The organism is Neobacillus niacini, assembly GCF_019749295.1.
In the GTDB taxonomy this organism is placed as follows: domain Bacteria; phylum Bacillota; class Bacilli; order Bacillales; family Cytobacillaceae; genus Neobacillus; species Neobacillus niacini_D.
Genome location: NZ_JACWFG010000010.1, coordinates 48,895 through 71,977, shown reverse-complemented (window position 1 = coordinate 71,977; position 23,083 = coordinate 48,895). Strand labels below are relative to the sequence as shown.

Below are 23,083 nucleotides of genomic sequence, written 5' to 3'. Positions count from 1 at the left end.
TATCTACTCTAACCTTTTTGTCATGAGAGTAGAAACGTCTTTAAAACCCAACTTCTCATAAAGATGTTTGGCATGGTTTCCGGCATAAACATTTAATTGGACTTTTCTATAGCCTTCTGCTCGTAATTGGATGAAAGCTGCCTTACATAATTTTTCTGCTGCACCTTGTTTTCGGTAGGGTGGGAGAACATACATTTCATTAATAAAGCCAACTTGTTCGTCCGTATTTTGATCAATGATACTTCCTATACCAACCCAGCCTTGAATAGCGTTATTCTTTAATCGAACTAGGTAATACCCCCCGCCATTTAAAAAAGGAGTCATCATTTCAATCGCCTTTTCGCGGCTGGGGATAACATAACCCATAGTGGCTTCTTTTAATACAACCAAATGGTAATTTAAGATACTTTGAGTCTCTTCATAGGTTGCTCTTCTAATAGTCATTTCCCTTTGCAGCTCCTTTGTAAAACTAGAGAAAACCCTTATTATTCATCTAGTCAAATACCTATTTATACTATGAAAATAAAATCGAAGTGGGTACTGTTTTTACTCCAGTGGGTAAACCATAAATGTTATATGTTAACTAATTTATATTTTAGGTTGACATAAATAAAACAACCAATTATTCTTAATTTATAGAATATTTTGGGGGAATGGTAATGAAACTTAAAACATCTGAACTTACATTAGCGGCAATGTTTGTGGCTCTAATGGCTGTAGGGGCTAATATTACATCAATTGCTCCGTTTATGGTTGTAGGAGGAGTACCCATCACGCTGCAAACATTTTTTGCAATTTTAGCAGGAGTGGTTCTTGGCAGCAGGTTGGGAGCAATCGCTATGATGGTCTATGCATTCGTTGGATTAGTAGGAGTTCCTGTATTTGCTCAATTTGGCGGAGGCTTTGGCATGTTTTTGAAGCCAACATTTGGTTTTATTGTTTCTTATGTTTTTACAGCGTGGCTAACGGGTTACATAATTGAAAAAATGAAAAATACAGTTGGCGTATTTGTATTCGCTGCACTTGCAGGGATGGCAATCAACTACCTTTTCGGAACGAACTGGATGTATACAGCATATAAAGTTTGGGCTTCAGCGCCAGAAGCTTTTACCTATAAACTCGCTTGGTTATGGATGGTTGTTCCTCTTCCAAAGGATATTATTTTAGCCGTTTTAGCTGGTGTTATGGGACTTCGTTTAAAACGTACCTTATCTAAGAGTCAATTTAGCAATGTTAAAAAAGTGAGTTAATCGAAAGCGGGTGATTGGATGAGTAAGTGGAAGGAATTAGCTGCCCGGGTCCTAAATGGTCATGAACTATCGAAAGAGGAAGCGTTAAGTATTTTGGAATCTTCCGATACTGAGTTATTAGAGGTATTGCACGGTGCTTATGTGATACGACATCATTATTATGGAAATAAGGTAAAGCTTAATATGCTAATAAATACAAAATCGGGTATTTGTCCTGAGAATTGCGGCTATTGTTCGCAATCAAGTATTTCTAATGCACCGATTCAAAAATATCGAATGGTCGATAAAGAGACCATACTAAAAGGAGCGAAACAAGCTTATCAGCTACATGCAGGTACCTATTGCATAGTAGCTAGCGGCCGCGGTCCTAGTAATCAAGAATTAGACCAAGTGGTTACAGCTGTTAAGGAAATTAAGGACAAATACAACTTAAAGATTTGTGCCTGCCTTGGCATATTAAAACCAGAACAAGCAGAAAAACTAAAAGATGCTGGTGTCGATCGCTACAACCACAACCTTAACACCTCAGAAAATCACCACGATTCTATCACCACATCACATACTTATCATGATCGAGTGAATACGGTTGAATTAGTAAAAGAATCAGGGATTTCGCCATGTTCAGGGATTATCGTTGGTATGAAGGAAACGAAAGAGGATGTAGTAAACGTGGCAGTGAGTCTGAAAGTATTGGATGCGGATTCTATTCCTGTAAATTTCCTGCATGCAATAGATGGTACTCCTCTTGAAGGGACAAAGGAGTTGAATCCGAGATACTGCTTAAAGGTTTTAGCACTGATGCGGTATGTAAATCCAACGAAAGAAATCAGAATTTCAGGCGGCAGAGAAGTGAATTTAGGCAGTTTACAACCTCTTGGATTATATGCGGCCAATTCTATATTTGTAGGAGATTATTTAACAACTTCAGGACAAGAAACTACAGCAGATCACCAAATGCTTGAGGATTTAGGTTTTGAGGTGGATTTTGTGAAAGAAACAGTTCAATAAACACTCCACCAAATTAAAGAATTTTGGGCATCATCTAGTAGATGATGTCCTTTTTCGTATTTTTTTAGTATAGAATATCATTATAAGGTTTAGATACATTGAAATGGTTTTTTTACAAAGATAGTAGTCTTGAAGGGAGAACAGTAATGTCAGAGATAAATATTTTAGGAGATGCTTATAAAAAAGCAAAGTATAAGGTACCTGGTCATGGTCCGAGAAATGTTCAGGTACTGAAAGATGCATTGATGGAAATCAATGAAGAAACAGAAAGCGAGATGTACGGAAAAGGTAAAGTTATCGACGACTTTCAAGAAAAAATGGCAAAATATCTTGGCAAAGAGGCTGCAGTATTTTTTCCAAGCGGAACCATGGCCCAGCAAATTGCTTTACGTATTTGGTGTGATCAAAAAGGTATTAACAAAGTGGCATATCATCCCTTAAGCCATTTAGAAATACATGAAGAAGATGGATTAAAGAAATTGCACAATATAAAAACTATCCTATTGGCTGATAAAGATAGGGTCATTCAACTTGAAGATATTACAGGAACAGAGGAAGACATTGCATGCTTATTACTCGAATTGCCCCAACGAGAAATTGGCGGACAGCTTCCGGAGTACAAAACACTGGAGGATATTTCAGCTTATTGTAAGGAAAAGGGGATTAAATTACATTTAGACGGAGCTAGACTCTTTGAAATCCTGCCTTATTATCAAAAATCAGCGGCGGAAGTTTGCGCTCTTTTTGATAGTGTATATGTTTCTTTTTACAAAGGAATCGGTGGGATTGCTGGGGCAATTCTTGCAGGAAATCAAGTTTTTACGGATGAATCAAAAATATGGAAAAGGCGCCATGGCGGCGATTTAATCAGTCTTTACCCGTATATCATAAGTGCTGATTATTACTTTGATCAACGGATCGACAAAATGCATCAGTACTATGAGGAAGCAAAAGAATTTGCCCGCTATTTTAACCAATGTCATGGTGTTTCAACCAAGCCGCTGGTGCCAGTCTCCAATATGTTTCATGTCCAGTTTGATGCACCAAAAGAGGACATGGAAACGATATTAGCATCGATTTACCAGGAAACAGGAATTGGCTTAACTAGTTATGTACGTGAAGTAAGTAACTCAGCCAGTAATTACGAAGTTAGCATTGGTGATTTGTATGCCCAGCTGCCCAAAGAAGAATTGCAAAAGGTGTTTACTCTTCTAGATGAAAAAATGAAGACATGAATATCTTCTAACGTGTGATAATATTCCATTTCATAAAAAGACCCCATTTCTTAACTTGAAATGGGGTCTTATTTATTATATTACATAAGGTCCGAAGAATATGGTTAAGAGTATAATATGAATCCCAACAAAGTACATAATTCTTATCGAACCGCCCCAATCATTTATCTTTTTCGTATGCATTGTTAACCCAAAAGAGATGATTGCGAATAAAATCATGTAAAAATACGAGCTGCCAGTAAAGGTTAAATAACTTGGTGCATTTGCATAAATATTATCCACGAAAAATTGATTTTTCCAGATGAGTGCAGCAGCTGCATACAGACCAATTCCTGTATAAAAGTACCAAATTGGATCGCGATCAGCGATTCGATTTCGGAAAATATACATAAATACAATAAAAAGAATCGGCCAAATAAACCAGATAATACATAGAGCAATTCCAAAAAATGACGAAGTTACCATTCCAATTGTTTTTCCAAGAGCATTTAGCCAATCATCCTGAGAAAATTCAATTAGTTTACTTATTGTTGCAAGATTAGAGGATGATACTTTAATTTTATGTCCATCACCGTCTAAATCCACCCATGCAATATTATCTTCATTCATCCACTGCGGATTCGTTGAAATTTCTGGTGTATTGCTGCGTCTCTCTGTTTTTGTTCGGCCTTCTTCGTTGATCTCAGCGGTATAAATATTAAAGGTTGAACTGTCGTTGAATTGAGTTTCTGTTTGGCCATTTGCATGAAAAAGAATAGTTGGTTTCCCATTTCGAAATGTAAAAACAACATCAGAAACCTCGGTCAAGTATTTAGTGCCCGCTGGATCATCAAAACGTAATTGATATAGAGGAGGCGGCGTGTTCTTATTTGTAATCTTGGTTTGCATAAAATAGGTAAAAAACTCTGGGTTCCCTTGTGTGGATACAAGCTCTTCTTGGAGCAACAGTGCCAGTGTCTGATTTTCCAATGCATAGGAGATATCGTTTACAACTTTTCCAGGGTCAACTTTTAGTCTTGTTTGATAAAGTAAATTCGTTTTTCCGTTGATTAACTGATGTAACGTAAGATCAATTCCATTAGGGTCCGAAGTATAAGCGAGGATTGTGACTCCGTCTTCATTTTCTTGAGGAATGATTTTAAGCTTATTTAAATCTATATCCATAATCTTTTCGGACTTCTTACTGTTCGGAGTAAGCTGATATAGACCATTTTCTTTTACATATAGAATAGTTGTTTCCAAAGGATAGAATTTCTCAACATCTGTAACAATCGTATTTTTATCTTGATCATAAATGTTTTTAAAATCAAAATAGATGATTGTTTCTTCCTTCTGATAAACTTGTGTCCATTTATCTACTTGGATATCGTATGTTTTCTGATCTGTAACAACCAAATCTTTGTTTAGAGTAGTAGTTGCTAATTTTCCAGCTTCAAATCTAGTAAAAACAAACTCCCCATCTTCTGTCACTCTAACAGGAGGTAATTTGTTCAGGTCTGTTACCCCAACATGTAAGGCTCTACTCCAATTAGCTGCTGGCGGTTCGGTCACTTTGGAGAAGTTTTCATAAAATAATAATAACAAACCAAAAATAAGAATGACTCCAGGTACTACCCAATAAAGCTGTGATAAGAATTTTTTCTTCATTTTAACCCCCGCGTACTACTTCAAGTTCTCTATTTATTGTAACAAAAATAATAGTAACATAATTCTGACAGAATAGGCTATTCTTAATATATCACCTTTGTAAAAAAATGTTATTGCTAACTGATTTCTTCCATAATCCATTTTCGTGGTAAGATGATCCATGAGAAAAATGATTTATTAGGAGATACATATGAAAGAAGTCAAAAAAATTCAAGAGGTAGATTTATATAAACCAATACAAAGACATTTTTCACGAGATGGCTTTGAGGTCTACGGAGAAGTGAAGGACTGTGATATGGTTGCAGTCAAAGAGAATGAACTGGTCATAATTGAATTAAAGCTAACTTTAAGTGTCGATCTCCTAATCCAAGCGGCCAAACGACAAAAGTTAACAGACCAGGTTTATATTGCAATCCCAAAACCAAAAGGACGGATGAATTCTAAGCAATGGGCAGATAAATGTCATCTCGTAAAAAGGTTAGAGTTGGGCTTAATTGTAGTTTCGTTTCCAGGAAACAGTTCTAAAGCGGACATTCTTATCCATCCAGCTCCTTTTAATTCAAAAAAAGGAAATGCACGAAATAAGCTGAAGCGTGAGGCAATTCTAAAAGAAATTAGCGGACGAAGTGCGGATTTCAATATTGGGGGAAGCACTCGAACGAAAATTATGACCGCCTACAAAGAGAGTTGTATTCAAATTGCTTGTTTTCTAGATAAAATGGGCCCATTATCTCCAAAAGCATTAAGAGATATGGGTGCAGGTGTTAAAACACCATCAATACTAACGAAAAACTATTATGGCTGGTTCGAACGAATCAAGAGAGGCACCTACATCATCACCGAGAAGGGTAAGCTTGAAGTACAGGAGTATCAAGATCTTGTTAAATATTATTTAGCTAAACTAGAAAATAGGGAAGAGGGAGATTCTAATTGAAGAGCATAACAGTTGTTTCCCTTCTAGATGTCATCAGTGAATTATTTTCAGAGGAAATTTCGATTGCTGTTTCGGATACATGTGAGTATATCTATTATCGTCCTAGTAAAAGAGTGGATTTGAAAATGCGGCAAGGGGATCTATTGAAGGAAGGGACCATTGCTCATAAAGCAATAACTTCACGTCAAAAAGTATCTGAATTTATAGACCGGGATATTTTTGGTGTGCCGTATCATGGGATGGCTGTGCCTTTTTTTCACGAAGGGACCTTGGAAGGCTGTGTTACAGCGATTTTCCCTTCTCTAACCAGCGGTAAATTAGTGGTAACGATAAAGACCGAGGATGGCTGGATTCCCATGCCTTTTACCGAAGTCATTTATTTAGAAGCGAAGGAGAAAAAGACATTTGTTAACGGAAGGGAACATTCCGGTACCCATAAAAACACTTTGCAGGAATTCGAATTCCTGCTGCCAAAGGATCATTTTATCCGCTGCCACCGCTCGTTTATTGTCAATGTAAATCATATTAAGGAGATTTTTCCAGATACGCATTCCACTTTTATCCTTTCCATGGATAACGGAGATCGAGTTCCTGTCAGTCAATCCTATTCTAGTTATTTTCGCAGGCTGCTTGGGTTTTGATTATCCTGCTTTAGAAAAGGAATTTGCTGTTTTGTCTGAAAATTCCGTAGTTAATCCCACATTTCCCTTTTTAATAGGATTCTTCATTTAGAATAAGGAAAAAGGGAGTGGGATGAATGATGGACAGTAATTTAAAAAGGATAAGAGACCCTCGGCTATGGGACCGGGTCGTGACTCCAGAAGCAGCAGCAGAATGGATTGAAGATGGGATGACTTTGGGTTTAAGCGGATTTACACGTGCAGGAGACGTGAAAGCGGTTCCGTTTGCGCTGGTGAATCGAGCGAAGTCTGAGACTTTTAAAGTCAATGTTTATACAGGCGCTTCTTTAGGCTCTGATGTGGATAAATTATTTGCGGAAGCAGGTATTCTCGGAAAAAGACTTCCGTTTCAAGCTGATCCAACGATGAGAAAAAAGATCAATAGCGGTGAACTTTTATTTGTCGATCAGCACCTGTCGCACACAGCCGAATTAGTACGAGCAAATGTAATTGCCCCTATTGATTTCGCTATTTTGGAAGCGGTATCAATAACGGAGAATGGTATGGTAATTCCAACAACCTCTGTTGGAAATTCACTATCTTTTGCATTGAATGCAAAATCAATTATCATTGAAATTAACTTAGCTCAAAATGAAAATCTAGAAGGTCTTCATGACTTATATGAACCTGGTAAACAAGGGGATAGGAAACCAATACCGTTAACAGCAGCAGATGACCGTATTGGAACACATGGAATACAGATTGATATCAATAAAGTTAGAGGCATTGTTTTTACAAACCAGCTTGATTCTCCTTCAACAATTGTCCCTCCCGATGAGGAAACCGAAATTATGGCTCAGCATTTGATGCAATTTTTACGAAAGGAAATACAAGATGGCAGGCTTACTGAACGTCTTGCACCACTACAGTCGGGAATAGGGTCAGTTGCTAACGCTGTTCTACATGGAATGATTGAATCTGAGTTTAAGGATTTAGTGGTCTATTCAGAGGTATTACAGGATGCCGTTTTTGATCTCATAGATGCCGGAAAAGTGCGAACTGCCTCTTGCTGTTCCATTACCCTTTCAGATAAAAAAATGAAAGAGGTATTTAATCATTTTGATAAGTATCGTGATAAATTAATTATGAGACCTCAGGAAATTTCGAACCATCCGGAAATTATCCGCCGTCTCGGATTAATCTCAATTAACACGGCTTTAGAAGTAGACATCTATGGCAACGTTAATTCTACCCATGTATTAGGTACGAATATGATGAATGGTATCGGTGGGTCAGGAGACTTCGCCCGAAATGCTCGCTTAGCAATTTTTGTAACAAAATCGATTGCAAAAGGCGGTAATATCTCGAGTATTGTTCCATTTGTTTCCCATGTGGATCATACAGAACATGATGTAGATGTAATCGTTACCGAGCAAGGGTATGCAGATTTACGCGGCCTTGCACCAAGAGAGCGAGTGGAAGTAATCATCGATAATTGTACCCATCCAATGTATAAAGAACAGCTCCGTGAATATTATCAAGAAGCTTTAATGAGAGGTGGTCAAACACCGCATGTTATAGAAAAAGCGTTTTCATGGCATACCAATTTTGCACAAAAAGGAACTATGTTAAATAAAGTATTTGAAACAGTTTAAAAAAAGATTTTGGGATAATAATTTGCATTAAGGGAATATCTCTGTTATAGTAAAGAAGAATTATTTTTGTTTGTCAGTTGGATTAAAAAGTTTTCAAACTTTACGTCTAAAGAACTGAGCAAGGATAGTAACACAATGTGTGCACAGCACACGAGGAGGAAACAACAAATGGAACAAGGTAAAGTAAAATGGTTTAATGCAGAAAAAGGTTTCGGATTCATCGAAAGAGAAGCAGGAGACGATGTATTCGTACACTTCTCAGCTATCCAAAGCGAAGGTTTCAAAACTTTAGACGAAGGTCAAGCAGTTACTTTTGAAGTAGAACAAGGTCAACGTGGACCCCAAGCTACTAACGTTCGTAAAGCATAATTGAACCGACATATATAAAAAGACTCTCATTATGAGAGTCTTTTTTTGTTGTCTTTGGGATAATACTGTCACTGGGTTAGGAGAAAAAAGGTTAGCGGAACCGATTGTAAGCGAATCGTGCCCGTGAACTCGGAAAAGCAGAGTTAGCGGTAACGAATAGATGCGAATCGTGCCCGTGAACTCGGAAGAACAGAGTTAGCGGTAACGAATAGAACCAATTCGTGCCCGTGAACTCGGAAAAGCAGTGTAAGCGGTAACGAATTAATCAAACCAATAATAAAACGATCACGGTACGACCATACATAATCGAAAACAAAAAACCCTGCTCAGTTTGTGAGCAGGGCGGGTAATCGAAAAACGTAAAACGTAAAGCAAATGGTAGACACAGTATAGCACACATTTATCTCAAACCCTAATCTTTTTTTAAAAAAAGAATAATATAAAGCCAAACCTTCTTTGCACCCCTTCATAAAGTCTAATAGAAAAGGGTAAACTTTCTACATACAGGAGATAGTAGTATGTGAAGGTTTTTTCATTTTGGGGGATGGATAATGGAACTACAAACGATTTTTGTGTTTATCGCATGTTTAATTTTTGCTGTAGTGGCTTATGCAATCCCTAAAAAAATCAAAACGTATGAACTTTATGCAACTTCATTGTTTGCAGCCTTGTTTGGTCTTTTTGTTGATTCTATATTGGCTGTGAAATATAAACTTTATGTACTGGATAAGCCGGGCATACAATTTCCAGCATTAATTGGCCAGGTTGTTTTATATTCTACTGCCAGTATCATTGTATTGAACTTTTACCCTCATGATAAGCCATTAAAATGGAAACTAATTTACATTTTATCTGTATCGTTACTTACACTGGCATTTGAGGTCATTTCATTTACATTCGGATTTATCAAATACAACGAGTGGAAAATTTGGTATTCAGCCATAAGTTACCCTTTTTTAACTTATTTTCTCGTTTTACAGTTTAGGTTTTTCCAATGGTTGGTGAGGCGCTCTATATAATCCCTGTATCATTTTTTCATGGAAAACTAGCAAATTAAAAGGTTTAGAGAATTTTTTGTTGAAATAAATATAGTAAGTTTTCCTTTGGTGAGGTGGGATAAAAATTGAATGATATCCAATATGCTTTTATAAATGAATTTGGCCAATACGGATTCGATTTTGATCAGCCTGAGACTTCGACTCACTTTATAATCGTTTCTATCTTAGTAAAGGAATCTGATAAGGAATTCCTCGAGCAGGAAGTAGAAAGAATTAAACAAAAGCACTTTTTAAAAAGCGCAATAGACGATAGTCGTCGAATGGAAATCTTACAGAATTTAAAGGATTTACCTTTTAAGGTATATGCATATGTTATCGATAAACGGAAAATCAGGGAAGATAGCGGTGTTTCATATGAAAAGACGTTTATTAAATTTACTAAAAGTAAGGTTTTTGACGATCTATACCGGACGTTTGACACCCTTGATTTGGTAGCAGGTGAACAGGGCTCTAAGGAGTTCATGCAGGAGTTTAGTGCTTACGTAAGACGAAAGTGTATCCCTGATCTATTTAATTATTCTACCTTTGGCTTTAACAATAGCCAATCTCAAATTCTACTTGATATGGCAGAGTTTATTGCCCATACAATAGCAAAAGGATATGACGTCAAACACTATTCTAATCAGTATCCATCTTTTTATAGACTTTTGAAAAATAAAATCATTACGATTAATCTATGGCCGCATGATTATAAGCACTATCTCTATGACTACCATTATGAAAAGACGGATTCAGAAACCGACCAGATTATCATTAAACAGGCCGTTAATTTGGCTTACCAATACATTGAGGAACATCGAAAAAGTGAGGAAGACGATGAAAGAGTCCGAATAGATTTACTGAAGTTTCTGCTTTTTAACCTAAAGGAAAATCCGGATGAGTATGTGTATACAGAGGAAATTCTTGAGAACCTCAATGCCATTAGAATTAACAAAATAAAACAGCATTACTTTCGATCAAATATTGTTTCCAAGTTACGGGACCATGGGTTATTAATTGCTTCAAGTAATAAAGGCTATAAACTGCCGGTGTGTTTAAATGATTTGTATGACTTTGTGAATCTTTCAAGTTTGACGATATACCCAATGATTCAAAGAGTTGCAAAATGCAGAGATCAAATCCTGCTGGCAACAAATAGGGAGATTGATATTCTTGAAAAGGGAGAGTATGACTATTTAAAAAGAGTAATAGAGTTGGGAAAAATTGCGTCACTTAACGGGGAATAAGGAGGAAAGTCAGGGTGTTTTCATACAAAGTAGATGAAGAAATATCAATAGAGTTATTACAGCAGCATCATAAGGAAGAATTATATGAATTAATCGATTCTAATCGTGAACATCTTCGAAAATGGCTGCTATGGGTTGATAAACGGAAGTCAGCAGATGATTTAGAGTCAATCATTCCTATTTGGATCAGAAATTACGCCGATAATAATGGATTTGATGCCGGTATAAGGTTCAATGGGAAACTGGTTGGGATGGTAGGACTTCATTACATCGATTGGAAAAACAGTGCAACGAGTATTGGCTATTTCCTGTCGGAAGAAGCTCAGGGCAACGGCATTATCACAAGGGCAGTATCTTCGTTAGTAGGATATTTATTCGTAACATTAAAGATTAATAGAGTCGAAATTCAAGTTGCTGTTAACAATCATAAGAGCATTGCTATACCTGAAAGATTAGGTTTTGTCAGCGAAGGAATTAAACGGGATGGGCAATGGTTATATGACCATTATGAAGACATCGTGACGTATAGCATGCTGGCAAAGGATTGGATAAAGAAATAGCGAATACAACTCGTTCCTTAGGACGAGTTGTATTTTTTTAGCTTACTACAGTAATACAAAAAGTGGATATTGGATAATAAACACCGTGTTTGGAAAACTATTGGAAATTATGTTGTTTACTGTAGGTGCGGCTAGAAATGAATAATTATACGAATGACAACACTGCCAAACGATACAAAGCACATGTCAGCATTTTAGGCATTACACAAATTCACTTACGAAACCCGTATATTATTGCTTGGTGGTCCGCGGCGTTTCCCGGATTCGGACATATGCTTCTATCTAAGTACCTTAGAGGGTATGTACTATTTATTTGGGAAGTTGTTGTAAATATAAAAGCCCATGTTAATCATGCGATGATTTACTCCTTCCAAGGTAATATTGATATGGCTAAGGAAGTATTAGATACAAGATGGCTTCTAATGTATATCCCAGTTTACCTTTTTACCATATGGGATAGTTATCGAACAACCGTTGATCTTAATAAAATTTACCTTTTAGCAGATGCTGAGGATCATCGATTTAATACATTCAGTCTAGGAGCAGTAGAAATAAATTATCTTGATAAAAGAAATCCTGTTATTGCGGTCATCTGGTCATTATTTATGCCTGGTCTAGGACAGCTTTATGTGAATAGGATTATGACAGCCTTTTTTGTTATATTTTGGGTAGTCGTTTTCTTTTATTATTCTCATGCCCAAGAGGCTGTTTCCTTCTTATTTTTAGGTAAAGTACATCAGGCAACCACTGTTTTAAATCCTGAATGGCTCTTGTTTCTTCCATCCCATTATGGTTTTGCAGCTTTTGATGCTTATACGAGTGCAATTGAAAGTAATAAACTTTACAAAGAGGTACAAACTAAATTTCTCAAAAATAAATACCAATCAGCAAGTTTTCGACTATTAAAAGGACAAAAGGTGAAGTGATAGATTTGCAGTTCTTTTCCACTTTTGAAAGTAATGCCTTCTTAGAAATAGCGATTTCACAATTGGAAAGTAAGGGGATTAAAAAAGAAAATATATTTGCGGTCCCACTAGATAATAGAACAGAGGGACGCAAAATTTTGGATTCTACACACCATTCAGACGGTACATCATTAAGTGATATAGGGATGGCGCTTGCCACTGCTTTTGCAGTAATCGGTGCTAGTGTCGGATTTATATTAACCTGGGGACCCATTTACTGGGGCCTTATAGGTGCTTTTATCGGATTCGTACTAGGATTGACCATTAGACTTTACATAGAAAAAGTAGTAAAGAAGAAGAAAAGAGTTTTGAAAGGTAAGCATTCTGAAGTTATTCTAATTATTGATTGCGAAGAAACACAAGCTGAGTTGGTTGAAGGTATTCTTTGGAATCATTTTGCATTAGGAGTAGCCAAAGTAAAATGAAAGAGCACCACTCGTGTGGTGCTCTCCTGCAACAGAAATCGGATTCTATCGTATTAACAATCCGCAACTTTCACTTTTGGAACTTTTCTAGTAAATAATTTCGTATTCGTTCCAATATAAACTCCGGTTAATACAAGTGAAGCCCCAATTCCATGAGCCCAGGTGAAGGTTTCGCCTAAAAAAATGGTAGCCATCAGCACTGCGGATACCGGCATCACATTAATAAAAATGGATGCTTTTGCTGCCCCCACCTCTTTGATTCCGTAATAATACATAATAAAAGAAACGACAGTTACAAAAATACTCATATGTGCAATCGCAATCCAGGTAGAGAAATTTGCCTGCCCAACGTCCTGCCATGCTGTTTCAGCAAAAGCAAAAGGTGCTAAAAAAAGTGTTCCAAAAGCAACAGCGTAAGTAGTGGACTCCACAGCACTATATTTTTTCAAAACCACTTTACCAACTACACTGTACAGGGCCCAGCTAATAACAGCACCAAGTAAAACAAAATCAATCGTTTCAAAACCAAGTTTAAATAAAGTAAAGATATGTCCATCCGTGATAATATAGGCAGCGCCAGAAAGTGCAATTACCATGCCAATAATATGGTTCCTTGTAATTTTTTCTTTTAAAAATATACCAGATAAGAGAACAATTAATACCGGATTAGAGGCTATAAATAGTGAACTCTTAATAACTGGTGCCTGTTTAGTGGCGATAAAAAAGCAGATATTATAGATGGCAATACCAGTTAATCCAAGAACTGCAAATAATCCATAATCCTTAAGTGTCGGTTTCTTCGGATTTTTTTCCATGATCCACATAAGTGGAAATAACAGAAGTGAAGCCCCTAAAAAACGTAAAAATGCTACCGTTGCAGGCTCAAAGCTCTGAACCGCAATTTTACCAGCAATAAACGCACTTCCCCAGGTAGCCGTCGCAATAAACAACATTCCATAAATCATCCATTTCTTCTTCATCCCAATCCCCTAATTCATTAAATGTAATATCTTGTATTTTACCACTTTTTTCGGATCTCGAAATGTAAATTTTAAAGGACATGATTTTTTACAGGTCCATTTCATACATAAAACCCCTTTAGATGGAAAAGGATATAAAAACTGGGAGGGATAGCGGGATGAGGAAGAAAATCTCAAAATTATGGAAGAAGGGTTTGAATACTGAACCTGAATTTAATGAAGAAACCAATACTGAGATTATCGAGTTAAAGAAACAGGATATTAGCGCTGATTATGATCAAAATTTAGCGACCTTCAAATCTCTTTTCTCCGTTCCTGATAATATTGATGTGAAAGTTCGTGAGTTCACCATTACTACCCTTAACCGCAGGGGGTTCATCATTTACTTGAGTTCCATGGTTGGGTTACAAATCATTATGGACAGCATAATGGAGCCATTACTTGATAACGAGCATCCGGCTAAGAATATTCCAGATATTGTTTCCTATCCCATTGCCAGCACCAAGAAAAATATTGGTGAGATTACCGAGTTCATTACTGGTGGGAATACTGCTTTATTTGTGGATGGCGATGATCAATGTTATTTATTTGAAACAACCCAGATAAGCGGACGGTCGATTGAAAAATCAGACAATGAGGTAATCGTTAAAGGGGCAAAAGAAGCCTTTAATGAAAGAGTAATCGACAATATTGCCTTAATCCGTAAAAAAATTAAAAATGAAAATCTGCTTGTTGAAACCCAGACTATTTCAAAACGGTCCAGAAACAATGTATTTCTTGTTTATCAAAAGGACCTTGTTAATGAAGAACTGCTAAAAACCATAAAGGATAAGTTAAGTTCACTTGATGTTGATAGTCTTATTGATTTAAGTATTTTAGAGCAGCATTTAGAAGAGCGGCCAAGGTCATTATTTCCAACCTTACTTTATACTGAACGTCCTGACCGTGCGTCTGCTTACATCGAAGAAGGACATATTGTTTTATTGATGGAAAATTCACCAGCTAGTTTAATTCTGCCAGCAACCTTTTGGGCATTGTTTCATTCACCCGAAGATCACTACTTGAGGACACCATATGGTAATTTCATTCGATTCCTACGGTTCTTAGCACTATTTGTTGCTGTTTTCACTTCTTCTATCTATATAGCGATTACAAATTTCCATGTGGGGATGATTCCTCCAGATTTATTAATGGCGATTGCAGGGACAAGGGAAAGGGTACCTTTTCCGTCCATTATTGAAGTTCTCATGATGGAAATTGCCTTTGAACTTATACGGGAAGCTGGTTTACGTGTTCCATCTCCGATTGGTCCAACCATTGGGATTGTTGGGGCGTTAATACTAGGTCAAGCAGCCGTGCAGGCGAACATCATTAGTCCGATTGTGATTATTGTTATTGCTTTAAGCGGATTAAGTTCATTTATTATTAGCGATATAAGTATGAATTTCGCTATTCGAATTACTCGATTTTTATTTATTTTTTCAGCTGGTTTTATGGGGATTTATGGAGTTACAGCTTTATTTATCGGCGGACTTTATTATGTAGTTTCCTTGAAATCGTTTGGTACGCCTTATTTTGCACCGATGACACCACATTCCTTCTCTTCAAAGGATTTACTCATTAGACATGTTCCAATGGTAGAAAGGTTTAGACCAGGATATCTTAAGCCAAAGGATATGGTTAAACAAAGAAAGGAATCATAATTTATGAAACAGCAGCCTGGAAAACTTGGAATACGTGAATTTGTTGCGATCGCTGTTTTAATGGTTGGGGCAAAAGCTACGGAAGATACACCGGCCATCCTATTTAGTAAGGTGCAAAATGCAGCGTGGATGATTCCGATTCTATCGGCAGTATTCTTCTTTATCCCTTTATATTTATTAATAAAGACGATGTCTTTGTATCAAGGTAAAGATTTATTTTCCGTTATTAAAAAATTACTTGGTAAATATATTGGTTTCATTGTTTGTCTTGTTATTTTTGTCATCAGTTCGTTTGCTGTTTCGTTTGACACCAGAACCTATACCAACATCATCCGAGCGTTTTATTTTACGACGACACCCAATCTGATTATCTATACGATGTTAATGTTAACTTGTGCATATGGAGCTAAAAAGGGGCTTCAACACGTCGGTTCTGTTTCCTATCTCATTGTTTTCTATTCGTTGGTCTCTTTGTATATTGCGTTAGGGATCAGTACCCAAAAAAGCAATATCCATGCTATGTTCCCTTTATGGGGTCCAGGATATGCTGAACTAATCAAGCATAGTTCAATGAAGCTCACTATTTTTGCTGAATTTTTTATATTAACGATGCTCATTCCATATGTCAAGTCAAACAAAGTCTTTAGAAAAGGGACTTGGATTGCCTATGTGTATATCTGTATCCAAATTAGTGCAGCAACGCTCCTTTTTATTTGTATGTTTGATGAGTCCCTTGGGGGTATTGCCTATCCATTTCATATAGCCATTCGCTTTATTTCCCTTGGTGAATATATACCGAATGTCGAAATTATATTTTTCATCATTTGGATTATTACCGCATTCATTCGTTTTAGTGCTTTCTTATATATTAATGCACTAATGTTCGGTAGACTTTTTAAAATTAAGGACTTTGAATACTTAATTCCATCCTTAACAACGATTTATCTGATGATAGGAATCATTCCAGAATCACCCATGGATGTCACACTAATGCTTAAACCACTGATACAAAATATGGCTGGTCCTTTGTTTGCCTTCATTTCAATTATTCTGTGGTTAGTTGCGCTGGTAAAAGGAGAGTTTAAACATGCCAAAAACAAAAACAGTATGTAGAATAGTGTTGTTTTTCGTAGTGGTTATGTTCTTAACCGGGTGTTGGGACCGAGGAGAACTGGAAGATAAATCGTATGTAATTGGACTGGGGTTAGACCTTTCGAAGCAGGAAGGGAAAATTAAGGTAACCATGTTACTGGCAAATCCCGAGGTAGGAAGTCTACAGGGCGGCGGTGGTTCAACAGAAAAGGCCCGAGAAATCATTTCATTCGATGCTAATGACTTCATTGCCGCCAAAGCGACTGCAAACTCAGTTATATCACGCAGTATCAGTTATGAATTGTTAAGAATTTTTGTAGTATCCGAAGAATTTGCAAGAGACCCCAATTTTACAACAACATTTTTCGAAGTGTTAAAAGATAAAGAAATACGTTTAAATAGCTATCTAGCCATCTCTAAAGAAAAGGCGGCAGAATACTTCCTGAAAAATAAACCTAGAATGGAAACAAGACCGCACAAATACTTTCAATTTATGGTTGATCACGGGATTGAAAATGGGCTCATCCCTGATTCAACTCTGTTCCGATATTTTCAATCTGCCGAAAGAGAGACAGACCTCTTTTTAGCGATGTACACCACAGCTAAAAGATTAGACAATCCTAGAATTCAAAGGGAAGATGAATACATGGCAGGGGAATTGAATGCAACTGGTGAACTAGATGATACCCAATTTATTGGGTCTGCCGTTTTCAAGAAAGGTATCATGATTAGTAAACTGACGGGTCAAGAAACACGCACAGTTAATATTCTAGATGATACGACGAATATAAAAGATATATTGGTCAATTTACCTGACCCTTTTGCTGATGACGATAAGAAACAAATTGCTGCTAGAATTATGAAAACAAAAGGAAATAAGATAAAAATGAAGTTAAAAGGTGTAAGACCGCAAATATATATTACGATCCCCCTACAGCTGGAGATTATGTCAAATCCCTCAAAGGCTAATTATGCATTAGAGAAAAATCGACAAAAATTAAGAAAACATATCGCGGACCATATTGAAAAAATGAATGAAGACTTACTTAAAAAATCACAAACAAAACTAAAAGGCGTCCCATATCCATTACCTTTATATGCTAAGAAATATTTTTCTACCATACAGGAATATAAAAAATTTAATTGGGCAAAATCGTACCTGCGAGCAGACATCCATGTAAAGGCTGAGATTGAAATTGTTGATTATGGGAAGGAAACAAATAGACCTATAAAGGTGGGGCACTAGTTGCAACTAATAATTATCCTTGCATTACTCGCTATTTCAGCTTATACTTTAGGCTTTGGTGTCAGTTTATGGAAGGAGAAACAGAAAGTGGGCGCATTGGCGGTATTTTTCTTAACTCTAGTCATTGTTGTTCTTCCCTTTTTTTCTGTTCTTAAATAACTGCTTGGCATAGGGTAATACATAGATGTAAATCAAGTATTTAATGCCTTATTATTGGAAAAAATATAGACGAGGTGATAGAATGGCTAATGCAAAAGTTGGCGATAAGATTTCCTTTAAACGAGAGGGAAATTCATTAGAAGGCGTGGTTACCGGAGTAAGGGAGAATTCCGTAATGGTTCAATACGGTGTTTCAAAAGAAAAAGATGAACCCTTAATTACAATTGTAAACCATAAAAATTACAAAATTACAAAATAAGATAGCAGTATACATGTTTCTTGCTATAATAATGAAAAAATCCCTTATCGAAGGGATTTTTTTCATATTATCCGCTAATCGTGATTGCGTTGACCTTTTCCATTGCCAGTTAAATTGTTTGCAGCATTTTTAGCAGCATCAACTGCATTCATAGCAACATTCTCAGTGGTCTCTAGTGCACTATGGAGAGTATGAAAGGCAGCACCCGCTGTTTCTTTGATACCCTCTGCAACACCTTTATTATTTTGCTTTTGATTAGACATAATTTTTCACCTCCTAAACAGAAATAGGTTATGTAGTAAACACAGGACTATACAAGGCGGGTGCTGGAAATACCCATGGAAAAATATTTCTATATAGCTCATCTGTACTTAAGGGAATAGTAAGGATGAAAATAGAATGTTTTTGGAGGTGTTTATATGGAAGAAATGAAGAAAATGGAAAAGCTGCTTCGAGATTATGGTTATCCTGAAAAAGCAATTCCCCGGTTAATGAGAGAAATTAGTTCAATGAATTATGAAAAAGTGAAAAAGCTAATCCTGCCATATAACGATATGACTGCTGGAAGATCCTAAGAAAAAATATAATATTATTATGTAAACTGTTGTAAGCTTCATCCATAATATTTTTTGGATGAAGTGCATTCATAAATTTTTAATTTCCTTTTGGATTAGAATTGAGTACATATAAAGTAAAAGATCATAAGGGAGAAGAGGTTCATGAATGCCTTAAATGAAGATGGAAAAGAGAAAGTTAAGCAGCAAAGAGATCGTATTTTTCAGAAAGAAGGTCTTGTTTTTCCAGGCAGGACCTATCGCGAAGTGGTTTTGGAGCCAGCATACAATGAAGCCAAACATCACTTGCTAAGTTCAATGATGATGATAAATAAGGCGCATTTAATTATGCTGACAGAGCAGGGTTTGGTTTCTGATGATGATGCGAAAAATATTGCAAGGGCAATTATGAACCTAGATTTACAATCAATCACCACCTCCTGCTATTCTGGCCAAGTAGAGGATTTGTTTTTCCAAATAGAGAGTGATTTGCTTAAGAGTGCTGGTGAAATTGCAGGCAATCTCCATATTGGCAGAAGCCGGAATGATATGTGTATTACGATGTTTCGAATGGCGCTTAGAGAAAAACTCCAAACCGCTCTCTCTTCTTTGCTTTATTTAAAAGAGCAATTATTAGGATTTGCTTCTTCCCACACCAACACACTTATGATTGGATACACGCACACGCAGCAGGCACAACCAACCACTTTGGGACATTATCTATTGGCTGTAGTGGATTCATTAAACCGCGATTTCAAACGATTGATGCATGCGTACCAGAATTGTAACCAAAGTCCGATGGGGGCAGCAGCTTTTACGACCTCTGGATTTAATATTAATCGTGAGAGAATGGGTGAATTGCTTGGTTTTAGTAAGATAGTAGAAAATTCGTATGATGCCATAGCCGGAGCAGATTACATCGCTGAGGTCATGACAGCCACGCAAATTAGTGCGCTCTCTATTGGCCGTTTTGTTCAGGATTTATTGCTTTGGAGTACGCAAGAATATGGGGTACTGAAGGTAGCAGATCCATACGTCCAAATAAGTTCGATTATGCCGCAAAAACGCAACCCCGTATCTCTCGAGCATTTACGCTCTTTGTTATCTACATGTGTTGGCAATACCCAAACCGTTTTGACCATGATTCACAACACTCCATTTGGTGATATCGTGGATACCGAGGATGATATGCAGCCTTATGGCTGGAAAAGCTTAGAATTACTAGATAAATTGTGTCGATTACTCGCTTGTGTCATTGGAACAGCAGAAGTAGATGCAGTCATGCTTCGTAAACGAACAGAAGCAAGTTTTGCAACCATTACGGAGCTTGCCGATACATTAGTGAGAACAGATGGAGTTTCATTTCGGACTGCGCACCATATTGTCAGTAAAGTTGTTAAAGATGCTTTAGCCCAAGGTATAGCTGTAAATGAAGTGACCTTGGCGCACATCAATAACGCAGCGGATGGAATCATCGATAAACCTCTACAGCTTGATGAAGAGATGCTTCGTCAAGCGCTTGATCCTGATTATTTTATTAAAATTCGTTGTTTGCCTGGCGGGCCGGAAGAGAATGAAGTAAAAAGAATGATTAGGGAAAGGGAGAAACAACAAGAGCAGCAGCTAAAGTGGCTTCATTCAGCTAAAGATAGTGTTGAAAAGGCATATCAAAATTTAGAAACTATTCTTGAAGATAGGTACAAAAGTGAGGATTAAAGTAAAATAAGCTAGTTTCATTTGAAACTAGCTTATTTAGATTCAGCAACTTTATATGCTGCAAATTAATGGTCAATAACGGGACAACCTTATTAGGTAAGTACCTGTGGTTGGATTTTTTGTAAGTACGTTCAGCTACGTAATTAAGGTAAATTTGTTATTATTAACCTAGAGAAATAGAATAGGAGATGAAGGTTGGATGAGTAAGCTTTACTTTGATTACAATGCCAGTACACCGCTTGCTGCTGAGGTAGTTGATGCCATGCACCCATTGTTAAAGGATTACTATGGAAATCCTTCTGCAGTGCACTGGGCTGGAAAACCTGTAAAAGAGCTATTACATAGTGCTAGAAAACAAGTTTCAGACCTAATAGGCTGTTCTCCAGGTGAGGTTATCTTTACTTCGGGTGGAAGCGAAGCGAACAATTTTGCACTTAAAGGCTATTATTTTAAAAATCATCATAAAGGGAACCACATCATTACGTCGAAAATAGAGCACCCTGCCATATTAAATCCCTGCAGGTTTCTTGAAAAAATGGGAGCAAGGGTTACGTATGTTGGAGTTGATCGATATGGAAGAGTATCACCTGAAGAAATCGAGAAATCAATTACCAAAGATACGATTCTGATATCCATTATGCATTCCAATAATGAAACAGGGACCTTACAGCCGATAGTGGAAATTGGTGAGATAGCACAAAGGTATGGGATTGCTTTTCATACAGACGCTTCACAATCAGTGGGTAAGGTTGCGGTTGATGTGAATGCTTTAAAGGTGGATATGCTAACAATTGCCGGACATAAATTGTATGCTCCTAAAGGCATTGGAGCCTTATTCTTACGAAATAATGTGGAGATTGAACCGCTAATTCATGGTGCTGGACATGAAAATGGACTACGTGCAGGTACGGAAAATACATTATTAGGTGTTGGATTAGGGAAGGCTTGTGAAATCGCTAGTCTACAAATTAGCAGTTCTAAGCAAAAGGAATTAACGAATTATTTTTGGAGGCAATTAAAGTCCGAGTTTGGTGAAAGGGTTGTCTTAAATGGACATCCAGAAGAAAGGTTGCCAAATACCTTGAATGTGAGTTTTGTTAGCAGGATTGGTCAAGACTTACTAGATAAAATACCGGGTCTAGCCGCCTCGACGGGTTCTGCCTGTCACGCTGGAAGCATTGAATTATCACCTGTCCTAAAGGAAATGAATGTACCTGAAGAAATTGGAATGGGTGCGATTCGATTTAGTATAGGCAGGTATACTACGAAGGAGGAAATAGATACTGTTATTGAAGGGTTTAAAGAAATTTATTAACAATGTGGTTTTTCAAAAAATAAAAGGGCAGGAATTCCTGTCCTTTATTTGTTGAGAATATTCCTTTCTAACGTCTTTGCATAATCTTTTTCTAAGGTTCCAAAGTTTTCATTTTCATTTGTACTAATAATGGTAGCTGTATTATCACTTTTATTGAACCATATTTGGTATTCAACTAATCTTTCAGGCATATTCACATCATACTTAAAAAATAAGGTTGCCTTTACATCTTCTTTTCTAGCCATTTTAGGTTCTGCATTTGGTTCCCAATTAATTTGTTTGAATGTTTTTCTTAACATACTTATCGTTTTTTCGTCTGTAATCATGACAGCTTCTTCATAACTTTCATCTGCCATAACCACTTCAACATCTACTCTAGTAAGTTGACTTAAATTAAATTCTTTTGGAACTTTAGTGGTGCAGCCTATTAGAAACATCGCAAAAATAATACTGATGATTACGTAGATTTTTGTTTTTCTCGACAAAAAATCAACTCCTATAATCTAGGTCTTTACTAAATTATACAACATTTCCCAAACATTAAACTCAAATAAACGAACACAATTCAAGATAAGATTTCAACGTTAAGTGAAACTTTTATCAATTATTAGTCGTAAATGAAATAAATAGACAATTTGATAGGAGAGACTTATTTTGATAAAAGAAATCGTTAATCAACAAGATGTCAAATGTATTGGTGGTTTTACAGCTTCATACGCTGATCCCATTATGGCTCATGTAGATCCTGGACAGTTGCATAAAAATGATATTGTAGTAGTGATTAAAAGTGATAATACAATGTGGGCAGCAAAAGCGGATGCCCAACTAAATCAAAATAATATTAATTGGATAAAAATCAAAAGAGATAATATAAAGAAGAAAACAAGTCCAATTATGAAAAAGGCATGTTATTTTGAAATAAAAAAAGGTGAATTATATGGGACGTATGTTATCTCAGAGGATTTAATTACAAATGAACAATTTCATGATGAAAAGTCTTATCTTGATTTTATAGCAGGATGACAAGAAAGCATACTCAGTCCAGTTAGGCTCAATTATTTTGTCTATTGGTTATATCTTGTTAAGATAGAATAATGAAATATACAA

26 protein-coding genes are annotated in these 23,083 nt (G+C 36.6%); 21 read left to right on the top strand and 5 right to left on the bottom strand.

Annotated features, from left to right (window positions below; genetic code table 11):
- Window positions 1-3: 3 nt before the first annotated feature.
- On the bottom strand, window positions 4-444 hold the full coding sequence (locus tag H0184_RS13955) for a GNAT family N-acetyltransferase (protein ID WP_221826247.1): 441 nt from the start codon (window positions 442-444) through the stop codon (window positions 4-6).
- A gap of 209 nt (window positions 445-653) precedes the next feature.
- Here H0184_RS13955 and H0184_RS13950 point away from each other — a divergent pair, with 209 nt between their 5' ends.
- The 3 genes from H0184_RS13950 (at window position 654) to H0184_RS13940 (ending at window position 3,493) form a co-directional block, all read left to right on the top strand.
- Window positions 654-1,250 carry a biotin transporter BioY gene (locus H0184_RS13950; RefSeq protein ID WP_221826245.1) on the top strand — a complete coding sequence of 199 codons (597 nt, stop codon included), beginning with the start codon at window positions 654-656 and terminating at the stop codon, window positions 1,248-1,250.
- Window positions 1,251-1,268: 18 nt separating this feature from the next.
- A complete protein-coding gene (bioB, locus tag H0184_RS13945) occupies window positions 1,269-2,258 on the top strand; it encodes a biotin synthase BioB (protein WP_221826243.1) in 990 nt (329 codons plus the stop codon).
- Window positions 2,259-2,404: 146 nt separating this feature from the next.
- Window positions 2,405-3,493, top strand: coding sequence for a threonine aldolase family protein (locus H0184_RS13940; protein WP_221826241.1), 1,089 nt, complete (start codon window positions 2,405-2,407; stop codon window positions 3,491-3,493).
- A gap of 75 nt (window positions 3,494-3,568) precedes the next feature.
- On the opposite strand, the gene H0184_RS13935 is transcribed toward H0184_RS13940, so the two are convergent.
- Entirely contained in the window at window positions 3,569-5,140 is a 1,572-nt protein-coding gene (locus H0184_RS13935) for a hypothetical protein (RefSeq protein WP_221826225.1), read from the bottom strand.
- Between the two features lie 190 nt (window positions 5,141-5,330).
- Between H0184_RS13935 and H0184_RS13930 the strand changes: the two genes are divergently transcribed.
- The 9 genes from H0184_RS13930 (at window position 5,331) to H0184_RS13890 (ending at window position 12,952) form a co-directional block, all read left to right on the top strand.
- Window positions 5,331-6,074, top strand: a complete 744-nt coding sequence (locus H0184_RS13930; RefSeq protein ID WP_221826224.1) for a DUF2161 domain-containing phosphodiesterase — start codon at window positions 5,331-5,333, stop codon at window positions 6,072-6,074.
- Window positions 6,071-6,715, top strand: a complete 645-nt coding sequence (locus H0184_RS13925; protein ID WP_221826222.1) for a LytTR family DNA-binding domain-containing protein — start codon at window positions 6,071-6,073, stop codon at window positions 6,713-6,715. The genes H0184_RS13930 and H0184_RS13925 overlap by 4 nt, the downstream gene beginning before the upstream one ends.
- Window positions 6,716-6,834: 119 nt before the next feature.
- The gene (locus H0184_RS13920; RefSeq protein WP_221826311.1) at window positions 6,835-8,349 is read left to right on the top strand and encodes an acetyl-CoA hydrolase/transferase family protein; all 1,515 of its coding nucleotides are present in this window, start codon (window positions 6,835-6,837) and stop codon (window positions 8,347-8,349) included.
- Window positions 8,350-8,517: 168 nt separating this feature from the next.
- Window positions 8,518-8,718 carry a cold-shock protein gene (locus H0184_RS13915; protein WP_026568674.1) on the top strand — a complete coding sequence of 67 codons (201 nt, stop codon included), beginning with the start codon at window positions 8,518-8,520 and terminating at the stop codon, window positions 8,716-8,718.
- Window positions 8,719-9,269: 551 nt separating this feature from the next.
- Window positions 9,270-9,737 carry a CBO0543 family protein gene (locus H0184_RS13910; RefSeq protein WP_221826221.1) on the top strand — a complete coding sequence of 156 codons (468 nt, stop codon included), beginning with the start codon at window positions 9,270-9,272 and terminating at the stop codon, window positions 9,735-9,737.
- A gap of 104 nt (window positions 9,738-9,841) precedes the next feature.
- A complete protein-coding gene (locus tag H0184_RS13905; RefSeq protein WP_221826219.1) occupies window positions 9,842-11,002 on the top strand; it encodes a hypothetical protein in 1,161 nt (386 codons plus the stop codon).
- 14 nt (window positions 11,003-11,016) lie between these two features.
- Entirely contained in the window at window positions 11,017-11,562 is a 546-nt protein-coding gene (locus H0184_RS13900; protein ID WP_221826217.1) for a GNAT family N-acetyltransferase, read from the top strand.
- Between the two features lie 137 nt (window positions 11,563-11,699).
- On the top strand, window positions 11,700-12,488 hold the full coding sequence (locus H0184_RS13895; RefSeq protein WP_221826215.1) for a hypothetical protein: 789 nt from the start codon (window positions 11,700-11,702) through the stop codon (window positions 12,486-12,488).
- Window positions 12,489-12,493: 5 nt separating this feature from the next.
- Entirely contained in the window at window positions 12,494-12,952 is a 459-nt protein-coding gene (locus H0184_RS13890; RefSeq protein ID WP_221826309.1) for a hypothetical protein, read from the top strand.
- A 53-nt stretch (window positions 12,953-13,005) separates the two neighbouring features.
- Here H0184_RS13890 and H0184_RS13885 read toward each other — a convergent pair whose 3' ends face one another.
- Window positions 13,006-13,932: a DMT family transporter gene (locus H0184_RS13885; protein WP_221826213.1), complete on the bottom strand. Its 927-nt coding sequence runs from the start codon at window positions 13,930-13,932 to the stop codon at window positions 13,006-13,008.
- A gap of 158 nt (window positions 13,933-14,090) precedes the next feature.
- On the opposite strand from H0184_RS13885, the gene H0184_RS13880 reads away from it, so the two are divergent.
- The 5 genes from H0184_RS13880 to H0184_RS13860 all read left to right on the top strand — a co-directional run bounded on the left by H0184_RS13880 (window position 14,091) and on the right by H0184_RS13860 (window position 18,391).
- On the top strand, window positions 14,091-15,635 hold the full coding sequence (locus tag H0184_RS13880; RefSeq protein WP_221826211.1) for a spore germination protein: 1,545 nt from the start codon (window positions 14,091-14,093) through the stop codon (window positions 15,633-15,635).
- Window positions 15,636-15,638: 3 nt separating this feature from the next.
- Window positions 15,639-16,748, top strand: coding sequence for a GerAB/ArcD/ProY family transporter (locus tag H0184_RS13875; protein ID WP_221826209.1), 1,110 nt, complete (start codon window positions 15,639-15,641; stop codon window positions 16,746-16,748).
- A complete protein-coding gene (locus H0184_RS13870; RefSeq protein WP_221826208.1) occupies window positions 16,723-17,973 on the top strand; it encodes a Ger(x)C family spore germination protein in 1,251 nt (416 codons plus the stop codon). The genes H0184_RS13875 and H0184_RS13870 overlap by 26 nt, the downstream gene beginning before the upstream one ends.
- Window positions 17,974-18,132 (top strand): hypothetical protein, encoded by a 159-nt coding sequence (locus H0184_RS13865; RefSeq protein ID WP_221826206.1) that lies wholly within the window; start codon window positions 17,974-17,976, stop codon window positions 18,130-18,132.
- Between the two features lie 82 nt (window positions 18,133-18,214).
- Window positions 18,215-18,391: a DUF2187 family protein gene (locus H0184_RS13860; protein WP_221826204.1), complete on the top strand. Its 177-nt coding sequence runs from the start codon at window positions 18,215-18,217 to the stop codon at window positions 18,389-18,391.
- 74 nt (window positions 18,392-18,465) lie between these two features.
- On the opposite strand, the gene H0184_RS13855 is transcribed toward H0184_RS13860, so the two are convergent.
- A complete protein-coding gene (locus tag H0184_RS13855) occupies window positions 18,466-18,654 on the bottom strand; it encodes a hypothetical protein (RefSeq protein WP_221826203.1) in 189 nt (62 codons plus the stop codon).
- Window positions 18,655-18,810: 156 nt separating this feature from the next.
- Here H0184_RS13855 and H0184_RS13850 point away from each other — a divergent pair, with 156 nt between their 5' ends.
- The 3 genes from H0184_RS13850 to H0184_RS13840 all read left to right on the top strand — a co-directional run bounded on the left by H0184_RS13850 (window position 18,811) and on the right by H0184_RS13840 (window position 21,976).
- On the top strand, window positions 18,811-18,966 hold the full coding sequence (locus H0184_RS13850) for a hypothetical protein (RefSeq protein WP_221826201.1): 156 nt from the start codon (window positions 18,811-18,813) through the stop codon (window positions 18,964-18,966).
- Between the two features lie 144 nt (window positions 18,967-19,110).
- Window positions 19,111-20,661: an argininosuccinate lyase gene (argH, locus tag H0184_RS13845; RefSeq protein ID WP_221826200.1), complete on the top strand. Its 1,551-nt coding sequence runs from the start codon at window positions 19,111-19,113 to the stop codon at window positions 20,659-20,661.
- Window positions 20,662-20,860: 199 nt separating this feature from the next.
- Window positions 20,861-21,976 carry a cysteine desulfurase family protein gene (locus H0184_RS13840; RefSeq protein WP_221826199.1) on the top strand — a complete coding sequence of 372 codons (1,116 nt, stop codon included), beginning with the start codon at window positions 20,861-20,863 and terminating at the stop codon, window positions 21,974-21,976.
- Between the two features lie 44 nt (window positions 21,977-22,020).
- Here H0184_RS13840 and H0184_RS13835 read toward each other — a convergent pair whose 3' ends face one another.
- A complete protein-coding gene (locus tag H0184_RS13835) occupies window positions 22,021-22,461 on the bottom strand; it encodes a hypothetical protein (RefSeq protein WP_221826197.1) in 441 nt (146 codons plus the stop codon).
- A 169-nt stretch (window positions 22,462-22,630) separates the two neighbouring features.
- Here H0184_RS13835 and H0184_RS13830 point away from each other — a divergent pair, with 169 nt between their 5' ends.
- The gene (locus tag H0184_RS13830) at window positions 22,631-22,999 is read left to right on the top strand and encodes a hypothetical protein (protein WP_221826195.1); all 369 of its coding nucleotides are present in this window, start codon (window positions 22,631-22,633) and stop codon (window positions 22,997-22,999) included.
- Window positions 23,000-23,083: the final 84 nt, after the last annotated feature.

Coding starts and splice junctions, on each gene's coding strand:
- H0184_RS13955 (WP_221826247.1), bottom strand. CDS start 444: ATGACTATTAGAAGAGCAACCTATGAAGAGACTCAAAGTATCTTAAAT.
- H0184_RS13950 (WP_221826245.1), top strand. CDS start 654: ATGGTAATGAAACTTAAAACATCTGAACTTACATTAGCGGCAATGTTT.
- bioB (WP_221826243.1), top strand. CDS start 1,269: ATGAGTAAGTGGAAGGAATTAGCTGCCCGGGTCCTAAATGGTCATGAA.
- H0184_RS13940 (WP_221826241.1), top strand. CDS start 2,405: ATGTCAGAGATAAATATTTTAGGAGATGCTTATAAAAAAGCAAAGTAT.
- H0184_RS13935 (WP_221826225.1), bottom strand. CDS start 5,140: ATGAAGAAAAAATTCTTATCACAGCTTTATTGGGTAGTACCTGGAGTC.
- H0184_RS13930 (WP_221826224.1), top strand. CDS start 5,331: ATGAAAGAAGTCAAAAAAATTCAAGAGGTAGATTTATATAAACCAATA.
- H0184_RS13920 (WP_221826311.1), top strand. CDS start 6,835: ATGGACAGTAATTTAAAAAGGATAAGAGACCCTCGGCTATGGGACCGG.
- H0184_RS13915 (WP_026568674.1), top strand. CDS start 8,518: ATGGAACAAGGTAAAGTAAAATGGTTTAATGCAGAAAAAGGTTTCGGA.
- H0184_RS13910 (WP_221826221.1), top strand. CDS start 9,270: ATGGAACTACAAACGATTTTTGTGTTTATCGCATGTTTAATTTTTGCT.
- H0184_RS13895 (WP_221826215.1), top strand. CDS start 11,700: ATGAATAATTATACGAATGACAACACTGCCAAACGATACAAAGCACAT.
- H0184_RS13885 (WP_221826213.1), bottom strand. CDS start 13,932: ATGAAGAAGAAATGGATGATTTATGGAATGTTGTTTATTGCGACGGCT.
- H0184_RS13880 (WP_221826211.1), top strand. CDS start 14,091: ATGAGGAAGAAAATCTCAAAATTATGGAAGAAGGGTTTGAATACTGAA.
- H0184_RS13875 (WP_221826209.1), top strand. CDS start 15,639: ATGAAACAGCAGCCTGGAAAACTTGGAATACGTGAATTTGTTGCGATC.
- H0184_RS13870 (WP_221826208.1), top strand. CDS start 16,723: ATGCCAAAAACAAAAACAGTATGTAGAATAGTGTTGTTTTTCGTAGTG.
- H0184_RS13860 (WP_221826204.1), top strand. CDS start 18,215: ATGGCTAATGCAAAAGTTGGCGATAAGATTTCCTTTAAACGAGAGGGA.
- H0184_RS13855 (WP_221826203.1), bottom strand. CDS start 18,654: ATGTCTAATCAAAAGCAAAATAATAAAGGTGTTGCAGAGGGTATCAAA.
- H0184_RS13850 (WP_221826201.1), top strand. CDS start 18,811: ATGGAAGAAATGAAGAAAATGGAAAAGCTGCTTCGAGATTATGGTTAT.
- argH (WP_221826200.1), top strand. CDS start 19,111: ATGAATGCCTTAAATGAAGATGGAAAAGAGAAAGTTAAGCAGCAAAGA.
- H0184_RS13840 (WP_221826199.1), top strand. CDS start 20,861: ATGAGTAAGCTTTACTTTGATTACAATGCCAGTACACCGCTTGCTGCT.